The 13,698-nt window shown below is 69.0% G+C and carries 15 protein-coding genes and 3 pseudogenes; 10 read left to right on the forward strand and 8 right to left on the reverse strand.

Going from position 1 to position 13,698, the window contains the following annotated elements:
* Nucleotides 1-6: 6 nt before the first annotated feature.
* The 5 genes from P1N55_RS11685 (at nt 7) to P1N55_RS11705 (ending at nt 4,606) form a co-directional block, all read left to right on the forward strand.
* Entirely contained in the window at nt 7-1,725 is a 1,719-nt protein-coding gene (locus P1N55_RS11685) for a bifunctional N(6)-L-threonylcarbamoyladenine synthase/serine/threonine protein kinase (protein WP_276275766.1), read from the forward strand.
* A gap of 531 nt (nt 1,726-2,256) precedes the next feature.
* Nucleotides 2,257-2,865, forward strand: coding sequence for an IMP cyclohydrolase (locus P1N55_RS11690; RefSeq protein ID WP_276275767.1), 609 nt, complete (start codon nt 2,257-2,259; stop codon nt 2,863-2,865).
* 51 nt (nt 2,866-2,916) lie between these two features.
* Nucleotides 2,917-3,615, forward strand: a complete 699-nt coding sequence (locus tag P1N55_RS11695) for a metallophosphoesterase family protein (protein WP_276275768.1) — start codon at nt 2,917-2,919, stop codon at nt 3,613-3,615.
* Between the two features lie 198 nt (nt 3,616-3,813).
* Nucleotides 3,814-4,269, forward strand: coding sequence for a DUF7344 domain-containing protein (locus P1N55_RS11700; protein ID WP_276275769.1), 456 nt, complete (start codon nt 3,814-3,816; stop codon nt 4,267-4,269).
* Nucleotides 4,250-4,606 (forward strand): HalOD1 output domain-containing protein, encoded by a 357-nt coding sequence (locus P1N55_RS11705; RefSeq protein WP_276275770.1) that lies wholly within the window; start codon nt 4,250-4,252, stop codon nt 4,604-4,606. The genes P1N55_RS11700 and P1N55_RS11705 overlap by 20 nt, the downstream gene beginning before the upstream one ends.
* Here the strand turns inward: P1N55_RS11705 and P1N55_RS11710 are convergent.
* Nucleotides 4,591-5,765: pseudogene (locus P1N55_RS11710) on the reverse strand (aspartate kinase). The gene P1N55_RS11705 and the pseudogene P1N55_RS11710 overlap by 16 nt on opposite strands.
* A gap of 140 nt (nt 5,766-5,905) precedes the next feature.
* On the opposite strand from P1N55_RS11710, the gene P1N55_RS11715 reads away from it, so the two are divergent.
* Nucleotides 5,906-6,322: a hypothetical protein gene (locus tag P1N55_RS11715; RefSeq protein WP_276275771.1), complete on the forward strand. Its 417-nt coding sequence runs from the start codon at nt 5,906-5,908 to the stop codon at nt 6,320-6,322.
* Between the two features lie 27 nt (nt 6,323-6,349).
* Nucleotides 6,350-6,610 (forward strand): hypothetical protein, encoded by a 261-nt coding sequence (locus tag P1N55_RS11720; protein WP_276275772.1) that lies wholly within the window; start codon nt 6,350-6,352, stop codon nt 6,608-6,610.
* 55 nt (nt 6,611-6,665) lie between these two features.
* Here P1N55_RS11720 and P1N55_RS11725 read toward each other — a convergent pair whose 3' ends face one another.
* From P1N55_RS11725 to P1N55_RS11740, 4 genes and pseudogenes are all read right to left on the reverse strand, one after another.
* Complete coding sequence (locus tag P1N55_RS11725) at nt 6,666-7,331, reverse strand: DUF4166 domain-containing protein (protein WP_276275773.1); 666 nt, start codon at nt 7,329-7,331, stop codon at nt 6,666-6,668.
* A 220-nt stretch (nt 7,332-7,551) separates the two neighbouring features.
* Nucleotides 7,552-8,936, reverse strand: a pseudogene (gene thrC / locus P1N55_RS11730) (threonine synthase).
* A gap of 294 nt (nt 8,937-9,230) precedes the next feature.
* Nucleotides 9,231-9,611 (reverse strand): helix-turn-helix domain-containing protein, encoded by a 381-nt coding sequence (locus P1N55_RS11735; protein WP_276275774.1) that lies wholly within the window; start codon nt 9,609-9,611, stop codon nt 9,231-9,233.
* A 73-nt stretch (nt 9,612-9,684) separates the two neighbouring features.
* Nucleotides 9,685-9,915 carry a hypothetical protein gene (locus P1N55_RS11740; protein ID WP_276275775.1) on the reverse strand — a complete coding sequence of 77 codons (231 nt, stop codon included), beginning with the start codon at nt 9,913-9,915 and terminating at the stop codon, nt 9,685-9,687.
* A gap of 445 nt (nt 9,916-10,360) precedes the next feature.
* Between P1N55_RS11740 and P1N55_RS11745 the strand changes: the two are divergent.
* Nucleotides 10,361-10,549: pseudogene (locus P1N55_RS11745) on the forward strand (hypothetical protein); the annotation flags it as partial.
* 131 nt (nt 10,550-10,680) lie between these two features.
* Here P1N55_RS11745 and P1N55_RS11750 read toward each other — a convergent pair.
* Nucleotides 10,681-11,106: a hypothetical protein gene (locus P1N55_RS11750; protein WP_276275776.1), complete on the reverse strand. Its 426-nt coding sequence runs from the start codon at nt 11,104-11,106 to the stop codon at nt 10,681-10,683.
* 75 nt (nt 11,107-11,181) lie between these two features.
* Complete coding sequence (locus tag P1N55_RS11755) at nt 11,182-11,370, reverse strand: hypothetical protein (protein WP_276275777.1); 189 nt, start codon at nt 11,368-11,370, stop codon at nt 11,182-11,184.
* Nucleotides 11,371-11,471: 101 nt separating this feature from the next.
* Here P1N55_RS11755 and P1N55_RS11760 point away from each other — a divergent pair, with 101 nt between their 5' ends.
* Nucleotides 11,472-12,173 (forward strand): hypothetical protein, encoded by a 702-nt coding sequence (locus P1N55_RS11760; protein WP_276275778.1) that lies wholly within the window; start codon nt 11,472-11,474, stop codon nt 12,171-12,173.
* A gap of 64 nt (nt 12,174-12,237) precedes the next feature.
* On the opposite strand, the gene P1N55_RS11765 is transcribed toward P1N55_RS11760, so the two are convergent.
* Nucleotides 12,238-13,215 carry an NAD-dependent epimerase/dehydratase family protein gene (locus P1N55_RS11765; RefSeq protein WP_276275779.1) on the reverse strand — a complete coding sequence of 326 codons (978 nt, stop codon included), beginning with the start codon at nt 13,213-13,215 and terminating at the stop codon, nt 12,238-12,240.
* 94 nt (nt 13,216-13,309) lie between these two features.
* Here P1N55_RS11765 and P1N55_RS11770 point away from each other — a divergent pair, with 94 nt between their 5' ends.
* Nucleotides 13,310-13,588, forward strand: a complete 279-nt coding sequence (locus P1N55_RS11770) for a hypothetical protein (protein ID WP_276275780.1) — start codon at nt 13,310-13,312, stop codon at nt 13,586-13,588.
* Nucleotides 13,589-13,698 lie beyond the last annotated feature (110 nt).

The raw sequence follows: 13,698 nt of genomic DNA on the forward strand, positions 1-13,698 counted from the left end.
CCCCGCATGCGCGTTCTGGGTATCGAAGGCACCGCCTGGGCAGCCAGTGCTGCGATATTCGAGACGAGGGACCCGACGAGCGCGAGCGACGCCGACCACGTCTTCATCGAGACCGACGCCTACCAGCCCGAGAGTGGCGGCATCCACCCGCGCGAGGCCGCCGAGCACATGGGCGAGGCCATCCCGCAGGTCGTCGAGACGGCGCTCGACCACGCCCGCGAGCAGGCCGGGGCGGCCGGTGCGGGCGCGGACGCTCCCCTCGATGCAGTCGCCTTCTCCCGCGGTCCCGGTCTCGGCCCCTGCCTGCGCATCGTCGGAACCGCCGCCCGCGCCGTCGCCCAGCGCTTCGACGTCCCGCTCGTGGGCGTCAACCACATGGTCGCCCACCTCGAGGTCGGCCGCCACCAATCGGGCTTTGCCTCGCCGGTCTGCCTGAACGCCTCCGGCGCGAACGCCCACCTGCTGGGGTACCGCAACGGCCGGTACCGCGTGCTGGGCGAGACGATGGACACCGGCGTCGGCAACGCCATCGACAAGTTCACCCGCCATCTCGACTGGTCCCACCCCGGCGGGCCGAAGGTCGAACAGCACGCGAAAAAGGGGGAGTACCACCCGCTGCCCTACGTCGTCAAGGGGATGGACTTCTCCTTCTCGGGCATCATGAGCGCCGCCAAGCAGGCCGTCGACGACGGCGTCTCCGCGAGCAATGCGAGCGGAGGCTCGTCGGACGCACCTCGTTCGTCCGACGGTGTGCCGGTCGAGGACGTCTGTCGCGGCCTCGAGGAGACCATCTTCGCGATGCTGACCGAGGTCTCGGAGCGCGCCCTCTCGCTGACCGACGCCGACGAACTCGTCCTGGGCGGCGGCGTCGGCCAGAACGCCCGCCTCCAGGGGATGCTGCGGGAGATGTGCGAGCAGCGCGGCGCCGAGTTCTACGCCCCCGAGAACCGCTTTCTCAGAGACAACGCCGGGATGATCGCGATGCTCGGCGCGAAGATGTACGCCGCCGGCGACACGCTGGCCGTCGAGGACTCGGGCATCGACGCCGACTTCCGACCCGACGAGGTGGCGGTGACCTGGCGCGGCGACGAGACCGTCGGGGCCGGCCACCGCGGTGCGCCAGCGGACGCCGCCGTCCAGGGTGCCGAGGCGACAGTCTCCTTCGAGGGCAATACCGTCGTCAAGGACCGCGTCCCGCGAACCTACCGGCATCCGCGACTCGACGAGCGACTGCGCGTCGAGCGCACCCGCCAGGAGGTCCGGCTTACGGCCGACGCACGCCGCCACGGCGTCCCGACGCCGCTGGTCAAGGACGTCGACCCCCAGCAGGCACGCATCGTCTTCCAGCGCGTCGGCGACTGCGACCTGCGGGAGGCGCTGACCGCCGACCGGGTCCGGGACGTTGGCCGGCACCTCGCGCGCATCCACGACGCCGGGTTCGTCCACGGCGACCCGACGACGCGGAACGTGCGGGTCGCGACCCGGACGGAAACCGTCGACCGCCCGCGGACCTTCCTCATCGACTTCGGGCTGGGCTATTACACCCGGGAGGCCGAGGACCACGCGATGGACCTGCACGTCCTCTCGCAATCGCTTGCGGGGACGGCCGACGACGACGCGGCGCTGGTCGCGGCCGCCGAGGACGCCTACCGAGAGGCGAGCGACCACGCCGACGACGTGTTCCGGAGCCTGGCGGACATCGAGGGACGCGGGCGGTACCAGTAGGCGGCCGTCACCCGTCTTCGGAACCGACTCCAGGTCCTGGATCTCGACGGTGCCACGGCCGTTCCCCCGGAGCACGACGATGGCGCCGCGTGTCGCGAACTCGACTTCGATGTATACGTCGGCCAGGTCGACGGTGGCGAGAGTTCGACGCGAGAGCGGTCCGAAACGGATTCGAACCGGAGCCAGACGTGCTCGCTGCGCTCACGGTTTCGCCGTTCGAATGGGTGATTCTCGCTCCGCTCAAACCGCCCATTCGCTGCGCGCGACTGGCAGGGTTCGAACCTCGTCGAGATATCTCTCGCCCACGAGTTCGTTCGCGAGAAGATAGTCCCAGAAGGATTCGAACCTTCGTCGAAGCCCCAGAAGGCTTCAGGATTGGCCACTACCCCATGGGACTGCTGCACCCGTCTCTACCCGGTGGTCCCTTGTAAGCGTTGCGCGATGGAATCGGGGGTGTCATACGCCAGCAGGCGGCGCATCGGCCGGCCGAACATCGACACCGCTTTGCCACGCTGGCCGCCAGGGTCGCGTATGTACGTCGGACGTTTCGTCGTCGTCGCGCCCGAGGTCGGCGCCTACCGCGTCTCCTCGCGCTCGTTCCCGAACCGCCAGGCGGTCGCCCGCGACGGCACCGTCACCGTCGAACCCACGCCGGACGCCCCGGAGACGGACAACCCTTACATCTCCTACAACGGCGTCCGCGTGACCGAGCGCGGCGCGGTTGTCGGCAACGGCTCCCACGTCGACCCCATCGCCGAGAAACTCGCGCTGGGCTATCCCGCTCGCGACGCGCTGGCCGAACCGCTGCTGGCGCTGGACTTCGAGAAGGACGACTACGACACGCCGCGCATCGCCGGCATCGTCGGCCTGGACGCCGACGACCCGACGACGACCGTCGACGGGCCGGGCGCGGTCGTCGGGACCGTCCGCCGGGACGCCCTGCTCGTCGAGGAAGTCACCGAACCGACGCTCGTCGCCACCTACGAGGAGGACAGCCCGACCGCGTTCGACCTCGACGCGACGGATGCCGCCGGCGCGGCCCGCGAGGTCTACGACCACGAGTTCGAACACGCCGTCTGTGCCGCCGGCGTCGCCGGGACGGCCGGCGACTTCGACGTCAGCGTCTACAACGGCGAGTGAGGTCCCCTCGAGCACCGACACTCAAGGTCCTCCAGCGGATAGCATCGGGGCATGAAGGTTGGGGTACTCTCGGACATCCACGGGAACCGCGTGGCGCTCGAAGCCGTCCTCGAAGACATGCCGCCGGTCGACCGGCTGGTCTGTGCCGGCGACGTGGTCGGCTACAACCCCTGGCACGCCGACTGCGTCGACGCGATGCGCGGCGAGACCGGGGCGCTGCCCGACGGCGTGCCCTGGCCCGACGCGCCGGTGCCGACGGTGATGGGAAACCACGACCGGGCGGTGGCCAGCGAGACGCCCTTCGCGTTCAACTCGATGGCCGCCGCCGGCGTCAAGCACGCCCGCGAGCAGCTCGACGAGACACAACTGGCGTGGGTCGCGGACCTCCCGGAGGAACGTCTGGTCTGTGAAGACCGGGTGAAGCTCGTCCACGGCCACCCACGGGACCCGGACCACTACACCTACCCCAGCGAGTTCGGCCCGGACCTGCTAGGTGTGGAGGACGTCCTCGTGATGGGCCACACCCACCACCAGCACCACGAGGTGTACGACGAGGGCGTCGTGATGAACCCCGGGAGCGTCGGCCAGCCTCGCGACGGCGACCCTCGGGCTGCCTACGCCGTGCTCGACCTCGATTCGACGACCGTCGAGGACCGCCGGGTCGAGTACGACGTCGACGCGGTCGCCGAAGCCGTCACGGACGCGGGCCTCCCCCGGAAGATCGGGGCGCGACTGTCACAGGGGCGCTAGGCCAACCGTGGAGCGAGGCGAGTCGCCGTCGGCCCGGCCGTCGACGCCCCCCGTGAGAAGTCCGGCGTGGTGCCGAGCGTACCCGACGACTGACTGGGAACTAGTCAGGTAGCAAATTCCCCTAATCGGGACGTAGAGGTGTCAGAAGACCCGATAGTAGCAATACTGTTTTGTCGGATGTCGACCGAGAGGCGTGGTATGGGGAACAATTCTAGTGGGGAGGCCGAGCCGAACGACGGGTCGAAACCGCACGTACCGAACCCGGAGGCCATCGCGGACGCGGTCCTGAAGTTGGACCACGTCCACGACGCGCTCGGCCATCCTCGCCGGCGATACCTCTGTTATACGCTCTTAGAGCGGACGGAGTGGTCGCTGACCGACCTGGCGACGAATATCGCCGCCTGGGAGGGCGACGTTCCCGAACACGAGGTCCGACCGGACGAACGCACCGCGGTGTACGTCTCGCTGTACCACAACCACGTTCCGAACCTTGTCGAGCGGCGGGTAGTGGCGTACGACGAGACGACCGAGACGCTGTCCGCCGCGGAGAACACCCAGCAAGTGCTCGCAGCGCTGGAAGGCATCGGGGCGAGCCTCAACGGCGCCCAGGAAACTCACGCACGGAGTGAGATAGATGACGAGTCGACAAGATAGGAACAGCAAGGAGGGGGAGTACCTCGGCGACAGAACGAACGACCTGACGCAGGCGGCCCAGCGTCGCTACGACGGCGAGCGCGAGCTCACGACCGAGATCGTCTACGCCGTCGCGGCGGCGAGGGGCGTCGAACCGACCGACGTGCACTCGCCGCCGCTGTACGAGTGCGTGGACGCGGCGACCGTCGAGACCGCGCTGTTCGGGCGGTCGACGAGCGAGGACCGACCGGTGGCCGACGGCACCGTCGAGTTCACCTACGCGGAGTTCCTGGTGACGGTCCGGAAGGACGGCTGGATCCAGGTCTCCGAGACCGGAGCGCGTCAGAAGACGTCCTGAATCAGGCTCAGTGCCTGTTCGCGGTCGTCCCACGGGACGAACACGGAGACGGACGTCGCCGAGGTCAGGACGTCGTAGATGTGAACGTGGGCGTCCGAGATCGGTTCGACGACCCTGAACGCCAGGTTCGGCTTGCTCGGGTCGCCGGCGGTGACGCGGATGACGGCGATGTCGTCCTCGACGGTCACCGAGGAGAGCGTCTCGTCGTCGACGATGCGGTCGTGGAGCAGCGCCTCGACCTGCTGGGCGTCGTCCTCGTCGACGTAGAAGGTCAGCGAGTCCATCCCCGAGGAGTTGGCCTCGATGTTGATGCCCGCGTCGCCGATGGCAGAGGAGAGCTCCGCGAGGATGCCCGGGCTGTTGCGGATGGCGCGGCCGGCGACGGTGACACAGGCGACGGGGTTCTCCTGGAGGTCGATGAGGCTCTGGAACTCGCCCTCGATGGAGGTGCCGCCGGTCAGCAGGTCGCCGTGCTGGTAGTGGGCGACCCGCACCGAGAGGTCCGCGTCCTTGTAGGCAAGTGCCGACGGGGCGACGACCTCGGCCCCGCGGAACGACAGCGACCGGAGTTCGTCGACGGTGATCTTGCCGACGTTGCGGGCCCCTCGACGACGCGGGGGTCGCCGGTCATGACGCCCTCGACGTCGGTGACGATGACGACCTCGTCGGCGTCCATGTAGTTGCCCATCATGACCGCGGAGGTGTCCGAGCCGCCGCGACCCAGCGTCGTGACGTTGCCCTCGTGGTCCTGGGCCAGGAAGCCCGTGATGACGGGGACGACGTCTTTCAGCTGGCCGGCCAGCGCGTGGGCGCGTTTCTTTGTCTCCTCGACGTCGACCTCGCCGTACTCGTCGGTGATGATGGGCCACTCGTCGCTGCCCGGTTCGAGGAAGATGGCGTCGATGCCGCGGGCCGAGAGTGCCCCCTTGAGCATCCGGACCGACGTGCGCTCCCCCATCGAGACGATCTCGGCGCGGTCGGCGTCGTCGGCCTCGTACTCGATCTCGTCGAGCAGTTCGTCCGTGGTGTTGCCCATCGCCGAGGCGACGACGGCCACCTCGTGGCCCTGTTCGACGGCCTTCGCGATGGAGTCGGCGGCCCGGTTGATCCGGTCGCCGCTCCCGAGGCTCGTCCCGCCGAACTTCGCGACTACGCGCATCCTATCACCCGCACGGTGTGAGTGTGAGTCATTGACAGCGCGTTGGCCGTCGCTCCGGTTAACTGTGTTCATCTGCCGCGGTTTCCGGAGCGGTAGCGACCGACACACCGTTTATTTAGATGGAAGCCCGAGTGACAGGTATGGAGATTCGTGACGCCGTCGAGTCAGACGCGGGGCGTCTCGCCGAACTCGTCGACAGCCCACCCGACGTGATGCGCAACCTCATCCACGACCGAACCGTGCGCGTGGCGACAGTGGCCGACGAGGACGGTGAGGACCCTGCAGTCCGTGGCTTCATCAGCTTCGACGCCGGTCGGGGGACCGTCCACGTGACACAGCTCGCGGGTCCGGCCGACATCTGTGAGCGCCTGCTCGACGAGCCCATCGCCTTCGCCAAAGGTGAGGGGATGGCCGTCGAACTGCTCGTTCCGGACGGGTCCGACGACGTCGAGTCGGCCGTCGAGGCCGTCGGCTTCGACGACACCGGGTCCGGCCCGCAGTTCGACGGGCGGCCGACGGTCCGCTACCGACTGGAGTCAGAGCGCGTCCGACAGTGACCCGTCCTCGCCCCGGGCGCAGCAGCCATGAGTGACACGGAGCGGGTCGTCGTCTGGACGCTCGTCGCCCTCGCTGCCGTCGCCGCCGTCGGCCTGCTGTTTCTCGGTCCCGTCGGCTGGGTGTCGGCTGCGGCCGTCGTCGTCGCGACGGTGGTCCTGGCGGATTTCAGCGGCCTCTTCGAGGACGAGCGTCGGCGCGAGCGGCGCAACTGTGGGCAGTGCGGGGCCCCGAACCCAGTAGATAGCGAGCGGTGTAAGCACTGCGAGGCGGCGCTGGCGGTGCAGTAGCGGGGCGTGAGCAACAAAGCGTCTCGAGGCAGCTCCGGGACGCTGCCCGCACCCGTCACCGCGGCGGGAGCGCCTCGAGGCCCCGGAGCGGGCGCAGGTCACCGATCGCTTCCCGCCCGGTCAGCTCCTGGGTGAACGTGCCCCGGTAACTGAGGACGTGGCCGGCAAGCGGGTTCTCGACGGTCGCGAGGACGTGGTAGCGCTCGCCGGCCGCGTCGTAGCGGTCCCGGACTTCGACGTCGGCCATCAGCGGGCCCGGCAGTTCGACGTACCGGTCGCCGACGTGGAGCCACTGGCGACCCGCTTCGACGACCAGCGCGCCGTCCTCGACGCGGGGATGCAGTTCCGTGGCGACAGGTCCGCCCTGCCCCAGGAAGTCGAGCAGACGGTCGCCCGCCGCGTCCCACACGGTCACGGTGTCGAACCGGCGGGTTCGACCGTCGAAGTGGAACTCCCGGCGGGTCGTCATCGCCTCGTGGCCGTCGAGGTCGTATCCGGCCGTCGTCACCGTGAACGGGACGTCGTGACCCGCCTCGGGAAAGAGCATGTCCCGACTCGTCATCGCGTACAGCGCCGGGAGGACGTGCGTGCCACGGAGGATGTCCATCTCGCCGCGGCCGACGGTGACGCCGTCGCCGGGACCGATGGCGTAACGCTCGCGGACCTTCGGGTGGAGGTCGGCGGCGGCCTCGCCGAGCGCCCGCTCGTAGACGCCGGTCACCTGTGACTCCCTGTCGAGACGGTGGTCGTCGGCGTGTTACGATCCGACTGCGACGGAACGCGACCATGCTATCGAGAGTTCGGCCGGGTGGACGAAAAGAATTGCTGGTGGCAATGGAATTCACGGCAGCTGTCAGATGCGAGGTGCCACTGATACTTTCGAAGGGCTCGACCCCTCGCCCGACCCACTCAAGCGAGACTAGATTGGGGCACAGACGTCGCTACTTCTTCTTTCGGAGTTTACGGTAGAGGTACGCGAGGCCGATTCCGCCGGCGATGAGCGCCGGAATCGACGGCGAGCTGGCGGCCTTCGACGCCCCTCGGCGAACCCTGTCCCCGACCGACGACCCCTCGTCGATGAGTTCGAGGATGGCGTCGGTGTCGTTTGGCACGGGTTCGGGGTCGTTGCCCGCTTCGGCGGCCGCGTCCGGGTCCTTCAGCAGGTGGCCGGTCGTGAGACAGACGACGGACTCGTCGTCCTCGACGTCGCCGCGGTCGCGGAGTTTCCGGAGCGCGGCGACGGAGGCCGCCGACGCGGGTTCGACGCCGACGCCCTCGCCGGCCAGCGCGCGCTGGGCCTCGGTGATCTCCTCGTCGGAGACGGCGACGGCGGTGCCGCCGGTCTCGCGGATGCCAGGCAGGGCCTTCGGCGCGTTGACCGGGTTGCCGATGCGGATGGCCGTCGCGCGGGTCTCGACGTCCTCCCAGCGGCGGGTCGCCTCGAGACCCTCCTCGATGGCCTCGACCATCGGCGCGGCCCCCTCGGCCTGTGCGCCGGTGAGTTTCGGCACCTGGTCCTCGGTGATGGCCCCGGACTTGACGAGTTCGCGGAAGCACTTGTACAGCGCCGCGGTGTTGCCGGCGTTGCCGACCGGGAGGACGATTCGGTCCGGATACTCGCCGTAGTCCGCGTAGTGCTCCTCCATGATCTCGAGGCCGATGGTCTTCTGGCCCTCCAGGCGGAAGGGGTTCAGCGAGTTGAGCAGGTAGGCCTCGCCGCGCTGGGCGAGGTCCTGCACGCGGTCGAGACACTGGTCGAAGTTGCCGTCGACCTCGAGGATGCGGGCCTGGTGGAGCGCGGCCTGGGCGATCTTCCCGGCCGCGACCTTCCCGGCGGGCAAGAGGACGAGCGTCTCCATGCCGCCGCGGCTGCCGTAGGCCGCCAGCGCCGCCGAGGTGTTCCCGGTCGAGGCACAGGCGAGGCGGTCGACGCCGACCTCCTTGGCGACGCGGACGCCGACGGTCATCCCGCGGTCCTTGAACGACCCGGTGGGTTCATCCCCTCGTGTTTGACCCGGAGACTCCTCACGCCGGTCTCCTCTTCGAGTCGCGGGACGCGGTGCAGCGGCGTGTTCCCCTCCGGCAGCGAGACGCCTTCGTCGAAGGGCAGGGCTGCCCTGTAGCGCCAGACGCCGTCGCCCTCGCCTTCGAAGTCCTCGAAGGTCGGCAGGTCGGCGTAGCGCGCCTCGAGCAGTCCGTCACAGGACTCGCAGGTGTAGATGACGTCGTCGAAGGGGGCGAAGGACTCGCCACACTCGATACAGGCGAGCCAGACGCCGTCGTCGGCTTCCGGAGGTACCCCGTCGGTGAGTTGCAGGTCGGCCATTGTCGGCCCCACGGCGCGGGGGGCAAAAAGTCGGGCGGTTGGCGGCAGAGTCGTGTGTAGTTACGCAGTTGTGGGTGCGAACAGCCAGAAAGCCCCCGGACGCTCGGCTCCTGCGACTCGCTGCGCGCGCTCGCTTCGCTCGCGTGCTTGCGTCGTCTCGTACGCCGAGCGCCCGGCCCCTTTCAGTCCCACCCAGCCGGCTGACCAACTGGTTTCGGGTGGACTGAAAGGGGCGGCTGGCTCTCCGCATCGAGAGCTAGTGAATAAACACCGGCAACAACTCAGACAGAGCGCTTACTCGGCGTCGAACCGGTCGATCTGCTCGTGGACGGCCTCGGCCCACTGGTCGAGCGTCTCGTGCATCAGGTCGCGGGCCTCCTCGAGGGGCGTCGCGGTGTACTGGTAGACGTGGCCGCCGCCGTCGAGCAGGCGGCGCCGGCGCGTCGCGAGGGACTTCTCGCGGAGCGTCGACAGCGAGCGGTTGACGTTCGACCGGTCCCGGTCGAGCTCGTTTGCCAGTTCCTCGACGGTGCTGCCCGGGTTCGCGAGCAGCGTCTGGTAGGTCCGTACCTCGTGTGACTGGACGCCGAAGACACACGCCATCACCTCGTCGAGCGAGGGTTCGTCGTCGGCCATGAGCTCGCGGAACCGGTTCGGTGAGGGGGTGACTGCCATGTGAACACAGTAGCACCGCCTGGCGCATAAACGGGGTCGTTACCCGGAGCTCACCTGGTCCGGGCGCTCGGAGTCAGGCCTGCGCGTAGCCCTGCCGCTCGAGGCAGGTCCGCATCTCGTCGCGACTCTCGTGTTTGTGGAGTCGCGTCGGCGTATCGCAGTACCAGACGTCGTCGTACCGGAGCGTGACCTCGTGGGAACTCCCGAGGAACTCCGTCGTGACGACGACCCGGCGGCCGCCCTCGAGCACGTCGAGGATCTCCTCGATGTCGGCCTCGCCGGCGTCGATTTCGAGCGGGTCCATCGGCCGTACCTATCGCCGCCAGGCTAATAGTACTCACCATGACCTGTCAGCCGCGGCTGTGTGCGTTGGTCGGACAGACACAACGTCACGGTATCGGTATGTATCGCGAGTCGTCCCGGTATTTAACCGCTCCTGGTGGGTGTACGCCGACCACCCTGCCGGGGCACCACTTTTGGACGGAGCGGTGAAGCCGCACCCACGATGTACGACAGACGGACGATACTCGCGGGGACGCTCGGCGCACTCGCGGGCCTGGCGGGCTGTCAGGCGCCCGGGAGCGCCGACAGCGATACTCCCTCCACGAGCACGACAGGCGACGGCGCGACGGCGGCGACAGACAGCACCACGGCTGCCGAGGTCGACTACGGCGGCTGGTTCACCGACACGAGCAACTTCGACGGGACGGTCGACCGGCGAGGCCAATCCGCGGTGACGGTCGCCGTGGGTGCAGCGGGCAACGGCGGGGCGTTCGCCTTCGACCCGCCGGCGGTCCACGTCGACCCCGGGACGACCGTCACCTGGGAGTGGACGGGACGGCGGCGCCCACAACGTCGTCGCTCAGGACGACTCGTTCCGGAGCGGCGACCCCGCCAGCGAGTCGGGGACGACGTTCGAGCACACGTTCGAGAGTGCCGGGACGACGAAGTACTTCTGCTCGCCCCACGACTCGCTGGGGATGCGCGGCGCGGTGGTCGCCGGCGACCCGTCGGGCGGGGCCAGTAGCCAGGGAACCACCTACGACTTCGCGGCGGCGACCTTCGACGCCTACTGGTACTCGCTGTACAACATGTCGACGAACATCGCGATGAGCGGCAACGGGGTCCCGTTCCCCCTGAACGACCAGATGGCACAGCTCAGGGACCGGCGGCTCCCGGCGATGCTCGAGGCCGCCGGCGACGAGGGGCCGCCCATCCGGAACCCGAACCTCACGTTCGCGGCGTTCACCGAGGGCGACCCCCACTTCACGCGACAGCCGGACTTCGGCGGCGAGTCCGGGCGGCCCAACGCCGAGACGCTGGCGTGGGACCCCGAGCAGTCCTCCGGCATCGTCAGCCCGTCCTCGCTCGCGTGGACCCACCTGAAGGGCGTCACCTGGGCGAAGAACTTCCAGGCGCACTTCGACCTGTTGCCCGACGGGATACAGCCACAGTTCCGCGCGCAACTGCTGAGCACGCTGGCACAGGTCGGCATCAACGCGGCCATCCTGGTCGGTGGGTCGCGGGGCAACGGCGCGCTGACCCACGGCGACAGCTTCGAGTTCCTCTCTCAGTACCGGCCGGCCGCGGGCGAGATCGTCGACGGGACGAGACGGCCCCACCACCACGCGGCGATGCTGTGGTTCCTCTCGGACATGACCAGCCTCGCCCAGAACGGGTGGTTCGGGTACGAGAACCCGCGCCCCCTGCTCCCGCGGGAGGCCGGCGCCGACGCCGTCTTCGACCCGCCGGTCGGCATCCAGGAGATCACGGACGGCGTCGCCGAGACGACGATGGGCCTGTTCGACCCGGCGGACGTGGCCCGGCAGGAGTCGACTCGGTCGGTCGGGCTGTTGCTCGGTGCGGTGGGGTACTACGGCCCAGGCCGGCAGCGCCGAGTCGCGGTCGGCCGCCGCCGACTACGCGAACGGCCTCGCCGAGGTCGTCGAGTCGAACCTCGCCGGCAACGGTATGGTCGAGAACGGTGCCGCCAACCAGGCCGCCACCCAGGGAATCGTCGCCCAGGGGCTGCTGTGGGCCTCACAGCTCGACGGCGTGGACCACGAGGACACCGCCGGCGACGTCCTCGGCTACATGATCGACGAACTGTGGGACGCCGACGCCGGCACGTTCGCCTCCGGACGCGGCGACTCGACGTACACCATCACGGCCCGCGACGCGGGCGACATCACCGGCGGGCTCAATGCGGCCGACGCCGTCCTCGGGAACACCGAGGTGCGCCCGCTGTTCGCCGAGTTCTTCGACGCGACGTTCAACCGCGGGCGGCTCCAGCGCGCTCAGCGTCCGCCGTCGGTGAGCGGGTCCAACCCCGACGAACCGCCGCTGCCGCCGAAGGCTGGCGGCGAGTTCGGGCAGGCCGCCGTCTACAACGGCGAAGTCGCGTACGACACGGCAGCCGGCGAATGGTCGGTGACCGACGACCGGTTCTACACCGCCGACGCACTCTACCTGGCCAACCAGGACATCTGGGTCGGCAACTGGGGCGGCGAGTTCTACCAGGGCCGGGGCGTCCCCGGCACCAGCGACGATCCGCCGAACTGAGGTCGCCGATCCCCTGTCAAAAATTGCCAAACGTATCGAAAAGGGTAGCGTTTCGGGTGGAACCTCACGTGTCGAGCCGCGACAGTTCGTGCTCGACGGTCCCACGCAGTCCCGCACGGAGCGGTCGGTGCTCTAGGCCGAGTTCGGCCGTCGCCTTCGCGTTGTCGCCGACGTAGGTGACGCCGGCGAGGACCCGCAAGCTCTCGGCGCGGTAGTCCTTCGGGAGGGTCACGACGCGTTCGAGCAGGCCGGCGACCGGCGCGAGGACCCGGAACAGCCACGGGGAGACGGTCCGGGGTGGGTCCCGGCCGCTGAGTTCGGCCACCAGCTCGAACAGTTCGACGAGCGTCACCGGGTCGCCGCCGACGATGTAGTCCTCACCGGGCGTCCCGTGCTCCATCGCCTGGACGTGCGCACGGGCGATGTCTTCGACGTGACCGGGGCAGTAGGCCACCGCCCGCGGGACGACCGGGAACTCGCCCCGAAGGAAGTCCCGGAGCGCGTCGCCGAAGACGCTCGTGTCGCCGGGGCCGTAGACCAGGCCGGGCATGACCGTCACCAGCGGGAGGCCGTCCGCGACCATCGGCCGGGCCACCTCATAGTGGGCCGCCCACTTCGTCCGGTCGTACTCGGTGAGGTGCGGTCCGACGTAGGTGTAGTCCTCGTCGACCAGCCGGCCGCCCGTGTCGGAGTTGACCGCCAGCGTGCTCGTGTAGACGCCCTTCGGGACGTCGAGGTCGGCCATCAGTTCCAGCACGTTCCGTGTCCCGGAGACGTTGACGCGTTCGCCCACTGTCGGGTCGTCGGCGCCGACGTCGTACCACCCGGCGACGTGGAACACGCCGTCGACGCCCGTCATCGGGTCGCGCATGCTCTCGCTGTCGGTGATGTCGCCCTCGACGACCCGCGCGCCCGCGGTCTCGAGGTCGGTCGCCGCCGACGGCGTCCGCGCGAGGGCAACCACCTCGTGTCCCTCCTCGAGCAACTGCCGGGCGACGTGGCCGCCGACGAACCCAGTCGCGCCCGTGACGAAGTACTCCATGGCTGACAGACGACGGCGAGACGGATGAAGGTGCCTGCCGCCTCGCGAGCGCCGAACCACAAATCCCACAACGGACCGCGCCGCCACACCGGCCATGACGAAGACCGTCCACGAACTGCGAAACGAGATTCGAACGGCCGTGGGGCGCTTCGAACGCGAGGTGTCCTCCGGGTTCACCAAGGAGACGCTGGCGGCCGTCTGCGAGGCCGTCGGCTACGAGATCGACACGGCACGCCTCCCGTCGAAACCTCAGATGCGGGCGGGCATCCTCTGGAAGGTCGGCGAACTCGAGACCGACGACCCCGAGCAGGCCGACGGGGCCTTCCGGAAGGCCCAGCTCGCGGCCATCGCGGATGCGCTGCGTGCGGAGTGATCACAGGGCTCACGACCAGAGTGTCCGAATGCCCGTTTCGTCGAATATACACCACACATTCCACACATCCATCTACATTTCGGATTGGAGCGTAATATACTAGCATAACT

This window comes from Haloarcula regularis (assembly GCF_029338315.1).
In the GTDB taxonomy this organism is placed as follows: domain Archaea; phylum Halobacteriota; class Halobacteria; order Halobacteriales; family Haloarculaceae; genus Haloarcula; species Haloarcula regularis.

What these genes read in the sequence shown, in the direction of transcription:
- P1N55_RS11695 (WP_276275768.1), top strand. Translation starts at nt 2,917, where the DNA reads ATGAAGGTTGGGGTACTCTCGGACATCCACGGGAACCGCGTGGCGCTC.
- P1N55_RS11690 (WP_276275767.1), top strand. Translation starts at nt 2,257, where the DNA reads ATGTACGTCGGACGTTTCGTCGTCGTCGCGCCCGAGGTCGGCGCCTAC.
- P1N55_RS11715 (WP_276275771.1), top strand. Translation starts at nt 5,906, where the DNA reads ATGGAGATTCGTGACGCCGTCGAGTCAGACGCGGGGCGTCTCGCCGAA.
- P1N55_RS11740 (WP_276275775.1), bottom strand. Translation starts at nt 9,915, where the DNA reads ATGGACCCGCTCGAAATCGACGCCGGCGAGGCCGACATCGAGGAGATC.
- P1N55_RS11685 (WP_276275766.1), top strand. Translation starts at nt 7, where the DNA reads ATGCGCGTTCTGGGTATCGAAGGCACCGCCTGGGCAGCCAGTGCTGCG.
- P1N55_RS11750 (WP_276275776.1), bottom strand. Translation starts at nt 11,106, where the DNA reads ATGCCGACCTGTGCCAGCGTGCTCAGCAGTTGCGCGCGGAACTGTGGC.
- P1N55_RS11720 (WP_276275772.1), top strand. Translation starts at nt 6,350, where the DNA reads ATGAGTGACACGGAGCGGGTCGTCGTCTGGACGCTCGTCGCCCTCGCT.
- P1N55_RS11700 (WP_276275769.1), top strand. Translation starts at nt 3,814, where the DNA reads ATGGGGAACAATTCTAGTGGGGAGGCCGAGCCGAACGACGGGTCGAAA.
- P1N55_RS11765 (WP_276275779.1), bottom strand. Translation starts at nt 13,215, where the DNA reads ATGGAGTACTTCGTCACGGGCGCGACTGGGTTCGTCGGCGGCCACGTC.
- P1N55_RS11755 (WP_276275777.1), bottom strand. Translation starts at nt 11,370, where the DNA reads ATGCCGACCGGCGGGTCGAAGACGGCGTCGGCGCCGGCCTCCCGCGGG.
- P1N55_RS11735 (WP_276275774.1), bottom strand. Translation starts at nt 9,611, where the DNA reads ATGGCAGTCACCCCCTCACCGAACCGGTTCCGCGAGCTCATGGCCGAC.
- P1N55_RS11705 (WP_276275770.1), top strand. Translation starts at nt 4,250, where the DNA reads ATGACGAGTCGACAAGATAGGAACAGCAAGGAGGGGGAGTACCTCGGC.
- P1N55_RS11770 (WP_276275780.1), top strand. Translation starts at nt 13,310, where the DNA reads ATGACGAAGACCGTCCACGAACTGCGAAACGAGATTCGAACGGCCGTG.